The following is a 13908-nucleotide window of genomic DNA, read 5'->3' as shown; positions in this document are numbered from 1 at the left end:
GCACGGCACGCGAGGCGGTGTCAGCTGTTCGCGCGCTCGAGGATCAGTTCGCGGACGCGCGCGGCATCCGCCTGCCCCTTCATGGCCTTCATGACCGCGCCGATGATGGCGCCGGCGGCCTGCACCTTGCCGTCCTTGATCTTCGCCATGACGTCGGGCTGCGCGGCCAGTGCCTCGTCGATCGCGGCGATGAGCGCCCCGTCGTCCGAGACAACGGCGAGACCGCGGGCGTCGACGACCTCCTGCGGCGTGCCCTCGCCGGCGATGACGCCCTCGAGGACCTGACGGGCGAGCTTGTCGGTCAGAGTTCCCTCGTCCACGAGCTTCTGCAGGGCAGCGACGTTCTCGGGGCTGACCAGCGTCGCGGCATCCTTCTCTTGCGCGTTCGCGAGGCGGGTGATCTCGCCCGTCCACCACTTGCGGGCAGCGGCGGGCGTCGACCCCGCGGCGATCGTCGCCTCGACGACGTCGACCAGGTCGCTGTTGCGCACGTCCTGATACTCGAGGTCAGTGAAGCCCCACTCGGCCTTCAACCGCCGACGACGCGCCACCGGCTGCTCGGGCAGTGCCGCGCGAAGCTCCTCGACGAGCGAGGCCGCAGGCTGCACGGGCAACAGGTCGGGCTCGGGGAAGTACCGGTAGTCGTCGGCATCCGATTTGGGACGCCCCGGCGAGGTCGTGCCGGTGTCCTCGTGCCAGTGACGGGTCTCCTGCGTGATCGTGCCGCCGTCGGCGAGGATCTGCGCCTGGCGCTGGATCTCGTACCGCACGGCGCGCTCGACCGACCGCATGGAGTTGACGTTCTTCGTCTCCGTGCGGGTGCCCAGCGGTGCCGGCTCCTTCCCCTCCGCGACGCGCGGACGCAGCGACACGTTCGCGTCGCAGCGCAGGTTGCCGCGCTCCAGGCGCGCCTCGGAGATGCCCAGGCTGCGGACGATATCGCGGATCGTCGAGACGTACGCCTTGGCGACCTCCGGAGCACGGCGATCCGCGCCGAAGATCGTCTTGGTGACGATCTCGACGAGCGGGACGCCGGCACGGTTGTAGTCGACGAGCGAATACTCGGCGCCCTGAATGCGGCCTGTGGAGCCACCCATGTGGGTGAGCTTGCCCGCATCCTCCTCCATGTGCGCGCGCTCGATCGGCACGGTCACCAGGCTGCCGTCTTCGAGTTCGACCTCGACGGATCCCTCGAAAGCGATGGGCTCGTCGTACTGCGAGATCTGGTAGTTCTTGCCCAGATCCGGGTAGAAGTAGTTCTTGCGCGCGAAGCGGCTGGACTCGGCGATCGAGCAGCCCAGGGCGAGTCCCAGACTGATCGACGACCGGATCGCCGTCTCATTCACCACCGGCATCGCGCCGGGCAGGCCAAGGTCTACCGGGGCGATGAGCGTGTTCGGCTCGGCGGCGTGATACTTCGCGTTGGCCGGGTTCGGCGCCGCCGAGAACATCTTCGTGTTGGTGTTGAGCTCGACGTGCACCTCGAAGCCGAGCACCGGCTCGAACAGTTCGAGGGCCTTGTCAAAGTCCATGAGCTTTGCCGCGGCCATCAGCGATTCCCTCCTGCCAGCTGCGGGGCCCTGGTGAGCAGCGGGGCTCCCCACGAGTCGACGAGCGCCGTCTCCAGCGCCGCGCCCACCCGGTACAGGCGGGCGTCTTCCCGCGCCGGGGCGAGGAACTGGATGCCGACCGGCAGCCCGTCATCGTCCGCGAGGCCCGACGGGATCGAGATGCCCGGGACCCCGGCGAGGTTCGCGGGGATCGTCGTCAGGTCGTTCAGGTACATCTGCAGCGGGTCGTCGATCTTCTCGCCGATCTTGAACGCCGTGGTCGGCGCCGACGGCGTCGCGATCACGTCGACGTGCTCGAAGGCCTGGTCGAAGTCCTGCTGGATGAGCGTGCGCACCTTCTGAGCGCTGCCGTAGTAGGCGTCGTAATATCCGGCCGACAGCGCATAGGTGCCAAGGATGATGCGGCGCTTGACCTCATCGCCGAAGCCGGCCTCGCGGGTGGCCGACATCACGTCTTCTACGGTCGGGTTGCCTTCTGGTGTGACGCGCAGGCCGAAGCGCACGGAGTCGAACTTCGCGAGGTTGCTCGACGCCTCGGCGGGCAGGATCAGGTAGTACGCCGCAACGCCGTACTCGAAATGGGGCGTGGAGATCTCGACGATCTCGGCACCGTTCTGCTCGAGCAGGTCGAGCGAGGCGCGGAAGGATGCCGCGACACCGGGCTGGAAGCCGGAGTCCGGAAGCTCCTCGATGACGCCGACTCGCAGGCCCTTCAGCACGTCCCCGCGGGCGCCCTCGCGAGCCGCATCCGCGAACGACGGCCAGGCATCTTCCAGCGACGTGGAGTCGTGCGGGTCATGACCGGCGATGACGTCGTGAAGAAGACCGGAGTCGAGAACCGTGCGCGTGACGGGCCCGACCTGGTCGAGGCTCGAGGCCAGGGCGATGGCACCGTAGCGGCTGACGCCGCCGTACGTCGGTTTGACTCCGACGGTTCCCGTGACGTGCGCGGGCTGACGGATCGAACCGCCGGTGTCCGAGCCCAGGGCGAGCGGCGCTTCGAAGGCGGCGACCGCCGCGGCCGAGCCTCCGCCCGAACCGCCGGGGATCCGGTCGAGATTCCACGGGTTCCGGGTAGGGCCGTACGCGGAGTGCTCGGTCGACGAGCCCATCGCGAACTCGTCCATGTTCGTCTTGCCGAGCGGGACGAGACCGGCCGCACGCGACCGTGCGACGACCGTCGCGTCGTAGGGCGACAGGTAGCCCTCGAGGATCTTCGATCCGCTGGTGGTGGGCTGGTCGGTGGTGACGAGGACGTCCTTGATCGCGAGCGGGACGCCGGCGAGCGGGTGCAGCTGCTCCCCCGCCGCGCGGGCCGAGTCGATCGCGTCCGCGGCGGCGAGAGCGCCGCCGTTGACGTGCAGGAAGGCGTGGACGTCGCCGTCGACGGCGGCGATGCGGTCGAGGTGCGCCTGCGTGGCCTCACGGCTGGAGATCTCACCCGCGGTGAGCTTGTCGGCGAGCTCGGCGGCGGTCAGCCGGATGATGTCCGTCACTGCTCCTCCCTGCGTCATTGTTCTTCACCGAGGATCGCGGTGACGCGAAAGCGGCCGTCCGCGGCATCCGGCGCGTTCTGCAGCACCTGCTCGTGCGTGAGCGTCTCGCCGACCTCGTCGGGACGGAACACGTTCGCAAGCGGAATCGGGTGGCTCGTGGCGGCGACATCGGGAGTCGCGACCTGCGAGACCTTCGCGATGTTGTCGACGATGGCGTCGAGCTGGCCCGTGAGCCGCGTCACCTCGTCGTCGTTCAGCTGGATGCGCGCGAGCACGCCGAGATGGCGCACAAGATTGGGGGTGATTTCAGACACCGCTCCAGTCTACGAGAACGGCTCCGCGTAGCTGCGACGGCAGAGATGCACGACGAGGGCGACGATCAACGCTATTCCTGGAATCACTCCGGGCAGTCCGAGCACCATCGCCGACGGCGGATCGGGCACGAGGGCGACCATCCCGGATTGGGCGAACAGAAGGGCCGCGAGATTCCACAGCTTCGGGCGCCCCATGCGCGAGATCAGACAGATCCCGCCCATCGCGAGCATCATCGCAGCCTCGATCAGGCGGACCGAGGCGAGGTTGTAGGGCATCGAGACGACGGAGGCCGATTGCCCGACGAGCCGGCCGACGACCGCGATCCCGATGCCGACCATGATCGACCAGCACATCAGCGCGAGCTGCAGGACAAGGACCGACTCGCGGGCGGCAGGGCGCAGCGCTCGGCGGAGCGTGCGCAACGCCCTCGGGCTTTCCGTGAGGGCGGCATCCACCGCGGCCGGCGCCACTCGGCCCCAGCGGAGATATGCAAACCCCCAACCTATGAGTGAGGCCCCTAGGCACGGGAGCAACGTGCTCGGGGCGCGCGTGAGCACGGAGGACCCGAAAACGGCGGGGATGCCGAGCGTGAAGAGCAGCGTACCGGCCACAAGCGACCCGCGGAACACGTAGAGCTGCCTCGAGAGGGCCGCGAGGCTCGACCTCGCGGCTTTCGACGAACGCGTGAGCGCACGCCCGCGGCGCGGACCGACCGTCGCCTCCGCGATCGCAGAGGCGACGAGGAGCCGCATTGCGCCGTTCCGGGAGAAGTACGCTCCGATGCCGTGGTCGAACAGCGCACTGCGAATGCTCGGCATGGCAATGAGGTTCACACGATCGGGCAGCTCCGGGATCGACATGCTGCCGACGAGGTCGCTCGGCGAGCTGGCCTCATCCCAGCGGATGCGTCGTGGAATGTCCTCGATGCTCGTACGCGCCTGCGGCATGTTTCGCCGGAGCAGGAGCGCCGCCACCATCACGACGATCGCCACGGCGAACATGGGCACGCCGTTCCATCCGAACACAGGACCATCTGCAAGCACGTCGAGCAGCGCTCCCGGACGGAGCACGCTCTGAAGAGGAAGGACCGTCATGATCGTCATGGCCGCCATGACGTTGCTCAACGTCGCGAAGCCGAAGAAGCCGTCCGGCTCCATCCCCTGCAGGAACCCCACGGTCATGAACGCTGTGCTGAGAAGGGTCAGCCAACTGCTCGCCAAAACCCTCCCGTGTGAAGCAAGGCCGGCGAGGCGAATCGGACGCAGCCCCGATGCGAGTCCGGTCAGCCGGGTCACGCGTGGGTGCACGGACGTATCGGCTCCGGCCAGGAGGGAATGCGCGATGTATCCTCCCTGCGAATGCGCGATCACCCAGACCCGCTCGCAACGCTCCTCCACGGCCGATATCTGCTCCGACACTCGCTGCCGGATTCGCTCGAGGTCTGCCCCGTCCTCAGCGGCCATGCGGATGTGCTCGACGATCGAACCCGGCATCGCAAGCACGAGCAGCAGAACCAGCACCACGCCGACCAGTACGCTCAGGCCCGCCCACCAGGCGAGAGCGAACAACGCCGTCAGGGCCACAGCCGCGCCGTAGAGCGGAAGCACGCGCCACGCAAGAGGTGCATACCTCGCGATCTCACCCGCGTCGAGGCCGAAGAAACTGCGGAAGAAGCGGACGAGACGAGCCGAATGCTGCGGAGGCGGCGCTGCACCCGCGTGTCCGGCCCGAAACCCGACTGCCCCCACGATGAGATACGGCATCGATGCGAACGCGAACCGGAGTCGCAGCAGCGCCCCGCGCAACCCTCCCGCCCGCGCATCCGCGACGATGTCCGCCCAGAAGGCCTCGGCCAGGAAGACCGGTCGGCCCCCGTCGATCCGGAGCACCCCCGCGGAACCGTCGCCGTGCTCTTCGAAGCCCGAAGACAGCCCCTGTGCGGCAAGGGTGTCGACGAGGCGCGGAGCCACGCTTCGGAGTGTGTCCCCGGGTTCCGGGTGCCCGACGCCGTGCACGACGACCAGCCCGTCACGGTACTCCGAGGCTGGTTTCGACGGCGTTGCCTGCGGCGGTCGACTTCGCCGTTTCTTGCCCGGTCGTCCCATTCTTTCCCCCTGACTGCCACAGCTTCGCGGAGTGCAGCTTCCCGCCCCGACCCTACGGACGCCCACGGACATGCGGACCGCTCGATGCGCCGCAATAGGCTGGTCAGCATGACCTCGTTCGATCCTCCGCGCCCCTGGACCGCAAGCTATGCCGACGGGGTGCCCGACGATCTGGGATCTGTGGAAGGATGCCTGACCGATCTCATCGACGCCTCCGCGCGCGACTACCCGGATGCGCCAGCACTGGAGTTCTTCGGGCGCACCACCGCGTATCGCGACCTCAAGGACGCGATCGACCGCGTAGCGGCAGGGCTGCGCGAGCTCGGTGTCTCGAAGGGCGATCCCGTCGCGATCGTGCTTCCGAACTGTCCGCAGCACATCGTGGCGTTCTATGCCGTGCTGCGACTGGGCGCCGTCGTCGTCGAGCACAACCCGCTCTACACGGCACGCGAGCTGCGCAAGCAGTTCGAGGATCACGGCGCGAAGCACGCCATCGTGTGGAGCAAGGTCGTCGCGACCGTGCAGGAGTTCCCCGACGACCTGGCCGTGAGTGCGCTCGTCACGGTCGACGTGACCAAGGCCATGCCTCTGCTCACCCGGCTGGCGCTGCGCCTCCCCGTCGCCAAGGCTCGGGAGTCGCGCGCCGCGCTCACCGCACCGGTGCGCGGCGCGATCTCCTGGGAGTCGCTGGTCGGGCACGAGCCGCTCCCCGCGTCCCATCCTCGGCCGGATACGAACGACCTGGCGATCATCCAATACACCTCCGGTACGACAGGAACGCCCAAGGGCGCCGCGCTCACGCATCGCAACCTGCTCGCCAATGCCGCGCAGGCCGGCGCCTGGATCCCCGAGGTCACCCGCGGCGCGGGCACCGTGTTCTACGCCGTACTGCCGATGTTCCACGCATACGGGCTCACCCTGTGCCTCACCTTCGCGATGTCGGTGGGTGCGAGGCTCGTGCTGTTCCCGAAGTTCGATCCCGAGATGGTGCTCGACGTCGTGCGCAAACGCCCGGCCACCGTCCTCCCGCTCGTTCCGCCGATCGCCGAGCGGCTGCTGACGACGGCGGAGGAGAAGGGCGTCTCGTTGCGCGGCATCGGGATCGCCGTGTCGGGCGCCATGGCGCTGGATCAGGCTCTCGTCGAGCCGTGGGAGGTCGAGACCGGAGGCTACCTCGTCGAAGGCTACGGCCTCAGCGAGTGCTCCCCCGTACTCGCGGTCAACCCGGTGGCGGACAACCGCAGGGCGGGCAGCATCGGCCTGCCGTTGCCGGGCACCGAGGTGCGCCTGGCCGACCCCGACGACCCCGCACGCGAGGTCGACGCTGGTCAGCCGGGCGAGCTGCAGGTGCGCGGCCCGCAGGTGTTCCAGGGCTACTACGGCAAGCCCGAGGAGACCGCGGCGGTGTTCTGGGACGACTGGTTCCGCACCGGCGATGTCGCCGTCATGGACGACGATGGGTTCCTCCGCATCGTCGACCGCATCAAAGAGCTCATCATCACCGGAGGGTTCAACGTGGCGCCCACCGAGGTCGAGACCGTGCTGCGCCAGCATCCCGACGTGCAGGATGCCGCCGTCGTCGGCCTGCACAGCGACCGTTCCGGCGAAGAGGTCGTAGCCGCGATCGTCGTCGACCCGGGCACGGATCCCGATGTCGAGGCGATCCGCACCTTCGCCCGCGGCATCCTCACTCCGTACAAGGTGCCGCGCCGCATCTTCGTCGTCGACGAGCTGCCCAAGAGCCTGATCGGCAAGGTGCTGCGTCGCCAGGTGCGCGACCAGCTCGTCGCCCTCACCACAGCGACCGACGCGCCGACCTGATCCCGCGCACTGCACTCTCCCGGCCGTGCGGCGCTACGGTAGGGAGGTGAGTGAAGACACGGCCGCAGTGACCGAATCCGCCGACGATACCGCGCAAGCGCCCGGGTTCGACGACCTGGGGATCAGCGGGGCGGTGCTCGCCGCGATCCGCGACCTCGGCTACGAGACGCCATCCGCCATCCAGGCGGCGACGATCCCGTTGCTGCTGGAGGGACGCGACGTGCTCGGCATGGCGCAGACCGGCACCGGCAAGACCGCCGCGTTCGCGCTTCCCGTGCTCGAACGCCTCGACCTGTCGCAGAAGACGCCCCAGGCGCTCGTGCTCGCCCCCACGCGAGAGCTCGCCCTGCAGGTGTGCGAGGCATTCGAGTCGTACGCCTCGAAGATGAAGGGCGTGCACGTGCTGCCCGTCTACGGGGGGCAGGGGTACGGCGTGCAGCTGTCGGCCCTGCGCCGCGGGGTGCACATCGTCGTCGGCACTCCCGGCCGCATCATGGACCACCTCGCCAAGGGCACGCTCGACCTCTCTGAGCTCACCTATCTCGTGCTCGACGAGGCCGACGAGATGCTCAAGATGGGCTTCGCCGAAGATGTCGAGGAGATCCTCTCCCAGACGCCCGAGGAGAAGCAGGTCGCGCTGTTCTCAGCCACCATGCCCGCGCAGATCCGCCGGCTCGCGCAGAAGTACCTGCACGACCCCGAAGAGGTCGCGATCAAGGGCAAGACCGCGACGAACGCGAACATCACGCAGCGCTACCTCGTCGTCTCGTATCAGCAGAAGGTCGATGCCCTCACTCGCATCCTTGAGGTGGAGAACTTCGACGGGATGATCGTGTTCGTGCGCACGAAGAACGAGACCGAGACGCTCGCCGAGAAGCTCCGCGCCCGCGGCTACTCCGCCGCGGCGATCAACGGCGACGTGCCGCAGGTGCAGCGCGAGCGCAGCGTCAATCAGCTCAAGGACGGCAAGCTCGACATCCTCGTCGCCACCGACGTCGCGGCCCGAGGGCTCGACGTGGAGCGCATCAGCCACGTCGTGAACTTCGACATCCCCACCGACACCGAGTCGTACGTGCACCGCATCGGCCGCACCGGCCGGGCCGGACGCTCCGGCGACGCGATCAGCTTCATCACGCCGCGCGAGCGATACCTGCTCAAGCACATCGAAAAGGCCACCAGGCAGCAGCCCGCCCAGATGCAGCTGCCGACGACGGACGACGTCAACACGACCCGGCTCGCCCGCTTCGACGACGCCATCACCGCCGCGTTGCAGGATGCCGGCCGGATCGAAGGCTTCCGTGACATCATCGACCACTACGTGCGCCACCATGACGTGCCGGAGACCGACGTCGCCGCGGCCCTGGCCGTCGTCGCGCAGGGAGAGACGCCGCTGCTGCTCGATCCTGAGAACGATGCCCTGTCCAAGGCGGTCGAGCGCGACAACCGTCCGCCGCGCGAGGGCCGCGACCGACCTGCCCAAGAGCCGCGGGAGCGCCGGGGGCGAGGTGACTACGCGCCGTACCGCATCGAAGTGGGCCGCCGGCACCGCGTCGAGCCCCGACAGATCGTGGGTGCGCTCGCCAACGAGGGCGGCCTGGGTCGCGACGACTTCGGCGCCATCGCCATCAAGCCGGACTTCTCGATCGTCGAGCTTCCCGCGAGCATGGACGCGGCGGTGCTGGAGAAGCTGCGCGACACGCGTATCTCCGGCCGTCTCATCGAGATCAAGCCCGACCGTGGCGTTCCCGGCCGTCGCTCGCCTCGTGAGGGCGGCTACGAGCGCCGTGATCGTCGCAATGACCGTGCCGACAAGCCCTATCGCAAGCCCCGCCATAAGAGCTGATCCGCGCGGTCAGACACGAATGATCTCGATCCCGGCGACGCCGTCGAGCGCGTCGAAGTCGGTGTCCTGCGTGACGACCGGCAGATGATTGGCCGAGGCGATCGCCGCGATCCAGAGATCATTCACGCTCATCCGCCTGTTCCTGTCACGCAGGGTGATCCGCAACGATGCCCAGACCCGGGCCGCGGCGTCATCCACGTCGAACACCAGCATGTTGCTGATGCTCTCGACCGTATCCAGGCGACGCGAGCGTGACGCCGCATCGGGCGCTGCGAGCACACCGAGCCGCAACTCCGCCAACGTGATCACCGTCGTTGCCGTCTCCGTGGGAAGAAGCTCTCGGTTGAGCCGACGCCCGGTCTCACCCGCAATCAGAACCGAGGTGTCGATGATCCCGCGTGTCAGTTCGGCCACGGATCCGTCGCTTCGTCCGTCATCTCCCCCACGAGTTCCGTGAGTTGCACACGCAGCCCCGGATCCGCCTGATGGTTCTCCACGATGTCGAGAAGTTCCGCAGTGTTCGCCCAGCGTCGCTGAGAACGGATCGGGACGACCCGCGCCACGGGGTGTCCGTGCACGGTGATCGTGACGTCCTCTCCCGCCTCGACACGACGGAGCACGCCTGCGGTGTCGTTCCGCAGTTCTCGAGCCGCCACCTCTGCCATACCCGCAGTGTAGCGTTCTGTAGCACTATGTAGCACTTATTCGCGCGTCCCTTCTCTTTCTCTAGGTTCTGACAGCGTAGAACCCGCCTCTGACATCGATTCCTTTACCGATGAGGCATCCTGAGCGGATGAGATCGGTTCACGTCATCGTCCGCGGTCGAGTGCAGGGCGTCGGTTTCCGCTGGTTCACTCGTGACGCCGCCGAGACCGCCGGCATCGCGGGATGGGTCCGCAATCGTCGTGACGGCACGGTCGAAGCGGAACTGCATGGCGATGATCAGGCGGTGAGCACTGTGCTGAACCGCCTCTCCGAAGGTCCTGAGTGGTCGAATGTCGACGACCTGGCCGTAACCGACGCAGAGCCTGCTCCCCTATATGCGGGGTTCGATATACGTCCGACCGTCTGAGGCAGCGCGTCAGAAGCCGTACGCACGGACTCGCTCACCCGGGCGACGTCTCCGATATCCCGACGCGGAAAACTCTGGAAGCCCGTCATCGGGCCTGCCCGGGCATTCCGTTGAGGACGATGAGCCTCTCAGGTATCGAGCGCCTCGGGGCCCTCGGTGACGAGGAGGTGGAACTGAGCGGCATCGAGGATGCGGATGCCGAGGTCCTCCGCCTTGGTGAGCTTGGAGCCCGCGCCGGGGCCGGCCGCGACGAAGTCGGTCTTCTTGGAGACGCTGGATGCCGCCTTGCCGCCGGCCTTGATGATTGCCTCCTGCGCGCCCTCGCGCGTGTAGCCGTCGAGGGAGCCGGTCGCGACGATGGTGAGGCCGGTCAGCACGCCGCCCTCGACGGAGCCCGCTCCCGGCCCGGGGTGCCCGGGCGTCACCCACCGCACGCCCGCCGCCGTCCAGCGATCGACGATCTCCTCGTGCCAGTCCACCGCGAACCAGTCCAGAAGCGAGTCGGCGATGATCCCCCCGACCCCCTCGACGGCGGCGAGCTCGTCGTGCGATGCGGCACGGATCGCGCCCAGTGAGCCGAACCACTGCGCAAGCGCGCGGGCTGCGACCGGACCGACATGACGGATGTTGAGCGCGACGAGCAGCCGCCACAGCTCCTTCGCCTTCGCCTTCTCCAGTTCGTCGAGCAGCTTCAGCGCCTGCGAGGACGGCTGCGGGCCCTCGAGTCCCTCCTTGCGCTCGGAAGCGGTCGGATTGCGCCGGAACGGCGCCCGCATCTTGGCGACGCCCTCGTCATCCTCCTTGGGTAACCCGGTCTCCGCATCCCGCACGACGACCTCGATCGGTACGAGCTCCTCCAGGGTCAGCTCGAACAGTCCGGCCTCGGTCATGAGCGGCGGCGTCGCCGGCACGCTCGGCTGCGTCAACGCCGCCGCGGTGACCTCCCCGAGCGCCTCGATGTCGAGGGCCCCGCGCGAGCCGATGTGCTCGACGCGGCCGCGCACCTGCGCCGGGCACGACCGGGCGTTGGGGCAACGCAGGTCGATGTCACCCTCCTTCATCGGCCGCAGCGGCGTGCCGCACTCGGGACAGTTCTCTGGCATCACGAACTCGCGCTCTGTGCCGTCACGCTTGTCGACCACCGGGCCGAGCACCTCGGGGATGACGTCGCCCGCCTTGCGGAGCACGACGGTGTCTCCGATGAGCACGCCCTTGGCCTTCACGACGTCCTTGTTGTGCAACGTCGCCTGACGCACGACGGAGCCGGCCACGTGCGCGGGCGCCATGACGGCGAACGGGGTGGCACGCCCCGTGCGGCCGACGGACACGACGATGTCGAGGAGTGTCGTCTGCACCTCCTCGGGCGGGTACTTGTAGGCGATGGCCCAGCGCGGGGCACGACTGGTCATCCCCAGCTCGTCATGCAGAGCGAGCTCGTCGACTTTGACGACGATGCCATCCAGTTCGTGCTCGACGTCGTGGCGGTGCTCACCGAAGTACGAGACGAAGTCCACGACCTCATCGATCGAGGTGCACACCTTCGTGTGCGGGCTGGTGGGCAGGCCCCATTCGGAGAGCAGGTCGTAGACCTCGCTCTGCGCCGCCACGGGCGGGTTGGGCCACGCACCGACCCCGTGCACATACAGCGCGAGGGACTCGATACGCAGGAGGCCCGCCTCCCGTTCCATGCCTGACTTCTTGTCGATCTGCTGACGCAGACCGCCGCTGGCGGCGTTGCGCGGGTTTGCGAAGGCGGGGAACCGCCGTGCCGCCGCCGTGCGCGCCTTCTCCTCGTCGAAGGGCTTCTTCGCACCAGCCCTGGACTCCCACTTCGCGAGCGCCTCGGCCAAGGCGCGGTCACGGAACTCCGCCTGAGCGGCGTTGAGCCGCTCGAAGGCGGCAACGGGGATGAAGACCTCGCCGCGCACCTCGACGATCGGCGGATGCCCTTCGCCGGTGAGCCGTTCGGGGATGCCGGCGACGCGCAGTGCGTTCTCCGTGACGATCTCGCCGACGCGCCCATCGCCGCGCGTGGCGGCAGAGGTGAGCACGCCGTTCTCGTAGCGGAGATTGATGGCGAGCCCGTCGATCTTCAGCTCGGTGAGCCAGGCGACGTCGCGCCCCGCGGCCGACCGGGTCTTCGCAGCCCACTCTCGCAGTTCGTCGACGGAGAAGACGTTGTCCAGACTCAGCATCCGCTCCGCGTGCTCGATCGTGTCAAGCCCGGTGGCTTCGGCGGCGCCGACCATCTGCGTCGGAGAGTCCTGGCCCTGCAGTTCGGGGTGCAGGCGCTCCAGTTCTTCGAGCCGGTGCATCCAGCCGTCGTAGGTCGCATCGTCGACGAGCGAGGTGTCGCGCCCGTAGTACGCATCCTTCGCGTCGAGGATGCGCGTGGTCAGCCCCTGGGCCTCGTTGCGGGCGTCTTCCAGCGAGATGTTCTCCAGCACGTCCGCAAGTCTACGAGCGGCGACCGACACCGACCGGCCTTCCCGCCCGCGCCTCGCGCGTATTCCCGAGAACGACACTATGTCCCGACGAAATCGGGGAAATCGTCGGGAGATGCCGCGAATCTCGGGAATGTCGCGGGTCAGGCGCCGATGGGCACGGCCGAGACGGTCGTGTCGATCGTGAACTGGCCGAGCACGCGCGTGCCGACGTAGAGCACGGCGCTCTGTCCGGGGGCCACGCCGTTCAGCGGCTCGTCGGGGATGACGCGCACGCCCTCCTCGGTCACGAACGCACGGGCGGGCACGGGATCGGCGTGGGCGCGGATCTGCACCTCGCAGGCGAATTCGGCATCGACGGGCGCCGCTCCTGCCCAGGAGAACCGCTCCCCCGCGATCTCGGCAATCGCCAGCGCCTCCTTCGGTCCCACGACCACGGTGTTGGTCACCGGACGCACCTCGAGCACGAACCTCGGCTTGCCGTCCGGCGCCGGCACCCCGAGGTACAGTCCGCGGCGCTGGCCGACGGTGAACGCGTGCGCCCCCTCGTGGCTGCCGACGACGGCGCCCTCGCGATCGACGATCTCCCCCGTCGCCGTGCCCACCTTCTCTGCGAGCCACCCGCGCGTGTCGCCGTCGGGGATGAAGCAGATGTCGTGGCTGTCGGGCTTCTGCGCCACCGTGATGCCGCGCTCGGCGGCCTCGGCGCGCACGAGCGCCTTCGACGGCGTCTCTCCCAGCGGGAAGTAGGTGTGCGCGAGCTGTTCGGCATTCAGCACTCCGAGCACGTAGGACTGATCCTTGGCGTCATCGGCGGCGCGGTGCAGTTCCAGCCCGGTCACGGTGGAGACGAGGTGGGCGTAATGGCCCGTGCACACGGCGTCGAAGCCGAGCTCCAGCGCGCGCTCGAGCAGGGCGGCGAACTTGATCTTCTCGTTGCAGCGCAGGCACGGGTTCGGGGTGCGCCCGGCCTTGTACTCGCTGATGAAGTCGTCGATCACGTCGTCGCGGAAGCGCTCGGAGAAGTCCCACACGTAGAAGGGGATGCCGAGCAGATCCGCCGTGCGACGCGCATCCATGGCGTCCTCGATCGTGCAGCATCCGCGCGAGCCCGTGCGCAGCGTGCCGCCCGCGCGCGAGAGCGCGAGGTGCACGCCGGTGACGTCGTGCCCCGCCTCCACAGCCCGTGCGGCTGCGACGGCGGAGTCCACTCCGCCGCTCATCGCCGCCAGGATCCGCAT

Annotated in this window: 11 protein-coding genes; 3 read left to right on the top strand and 8 right to left on the bottom strand. The window is 68.5% G+C overall.

The window, feature by feature from the left end; all coding sequences use genetic code 11:
* Nucleotides 1–20 precede the first annotated feature (20 nt).
* Genes gatB through BKA02_RS11790 form a run of 4 tightly spaced genes read right to left on the bottom strand, consistent with a single transcriptional unit; the run spans nucleotide 21 to nucleotide 5352 of the window.
* On the bottom strand, nucleotides 21–1550 hold the full coding sequence (gatB, locus tag BKA02_RS11805; RefSeq protein WP_179434287.1) for an Asp-tRNA(Asn)/Glu-tRNA(Gln) amidotransferase subunit GatB: 1530 nt from the start codon (nucleotides 1548–1550) through the stop codon (nucleotides 21–23).
* Nucleotides 1550–3067 (bottom strand): Asp-tRNA(Asn)/Glu-tRNA(Gln) amidotransferase subunit GatA, encoded by a 1518-nt coding sequence (gene gatA, locus BKA02_RS11800; protein ID WP_179434285.1) that lies wholly within the window; start codon nucleotides 3065–3067, stop codon nucleotides 1550–1552. The genes gatB and gatA overlap by 1 nt, the downstream gene beginning before the upstream one ends.
* A gap of 14 nt (nucleotides 3068–3081) precedes the next feature.
* On the bottom strand, nucleotides 3082–3381 hold the full coding sequence (gene gatC, locus BKA02_RS11795) for an Asp-tRNA(Asn)/Glu-tRNA(Gln) amidotransferase subunit GatC (RefSeq protein ID WP_179434283.1): 300 nt from the start codon (nucleotides 3379–3381) through the stop codon (nucleotides 3082–3084).
* A gap of 9 nt (nucleotides 3382–3390) precedes the next feature.
* Complete coding sequence (locus BKA02_RS11790; protein WP_179434281.1) at nucleotides 3391–5352, bottom strand: lipase family protein; 1962 nt, start codon at nucleotides 5350–5352, stop codon at nucleotides 3391–3393.
* 243 nt (nucleotides 5353–5595) lie between these two features.
* On the opposite strand from BKA02_RS11790, the gene BKA02_RS11785 reads away from it, so the two are divergent.
* Entirely contained in the window at nucleotides 5596–7308 is a 1713-nt protein-coding gene (locus BKA02_RS11785) for a long-chain-fatty-acid--CoA ligase (RefSeq protein ID WP_179434279.1), read from the top strand.
* A 46-nt stretch (nucleotides 7309–7354) separates the two neighbouring features.
* Nucleotides 7355–9151: a DEAD/DEAH box helicase gene (locus BKA02_RS11780; protein ID WP_179434277.1), complete on the top strand. Its 1797-nt coding sequence runs from the start codon at nucleotides 7355–7357 to the stop codon at nucleotides 9149–9151.
* Nucleotides 9152–9160: 9 nt separating this feature from the next.
* Here BKA02_RS11780 and BKA02_RS11775 read toward each other — a convergent pair whose 3' ends face one another.
* Both BKA02_RS11775 and BKA02_RS11770 read right to left on the bottom strand, forming a co-directional pair.
* Nucleotides 9161–9565 (bottom strand): PIN domain-containing protein, encoded by a 405-nt coding sequence (locus BKA02_RS11775; RefSeq protein ID WP_179434275.1) that lies wholly within the window; start codon nucleotides 9563–9565, stop codon nucleotides 9161–9163.
* Nucleotides 9553–9816 carry a type II toxin-antitoxin system Phd/YefM family antitoxin gene (locus BKA02_RS11770; RefSeq protein ID WP_179434273.1) on the bottom strand — a complete coding sequence of 88 codons (264 nt, stop codon included), beginning with the start codon at nucleotides 9814–9816 and terminating at the stop codon, nucleotides 9553–9555. The genes BKA02_RS11775 and BKA02_RS11770 overlap by 13 nt, the downstream gene beginning before the upstream one ends.
* A 110-nt stretch (nucleotides 9817–9926) precedes the next feature.
* Between BKA02_RS11770 and BKA02_RS11765 the strand changes: the two genes are divergently transcribed.
* Nucleotides 9927–10223 carry an acylphosphatase gene (locus BKA02_RS11765; RefSeq protein ID WP_246286025.1) on the top strand — a complete coding sequence of 99 codons (297 nt, stop codon included), beginning with the start codon at nucleotides 9927–9929 and terminating at the stop codon, nucleotides 10221–10223.
* A 128-nt stretch (nucleotides 10224–10351) separates the two neighbouring features.
* Here the strand turns inward: BKA02_RS11765 and ligA are convergent, their stop codons facing one another.
* Nucleotides 10352–12670, bottom strand: a complete 2319-nt coding sequence (gene ligA, locus BKA02_RS11760; RefSeq protein ID WP_179434271.1) for an NAD-dependent DNA ligase LigA — start codon at nucleotides 12668–12670, stop codon at nucleotides 10352–10354.
* Between the two features lie 140 nt (nucleotides 12671–12810).
* A complete protein-coding gene (gene mnmA / locus BKA02_RS11755) occupies nucleotides 12811–13908 on the bottom strand; it encodes a tRNA 2-thiouridine(34) synthase MnmA (protein ID WP_179434269.1) in 1098 nt (365 codons plus the stop codon).

It is taken from the genome of Microbacterium pseudoresistens, from assembly GCF_013409745.1.
In the GTDB taxonomy this organism is placed as follows: Bacteria; Actinomycetota; Actinomycetes; order Actinomycetales; family Microbacteriaceae; genus Microbacterium; species Microbacterium pseudoresistens.
Note: the sequence above shows the minus strand (reverse complement) of the source record. Positions and strands in the feature narration are given on the sequence as shown.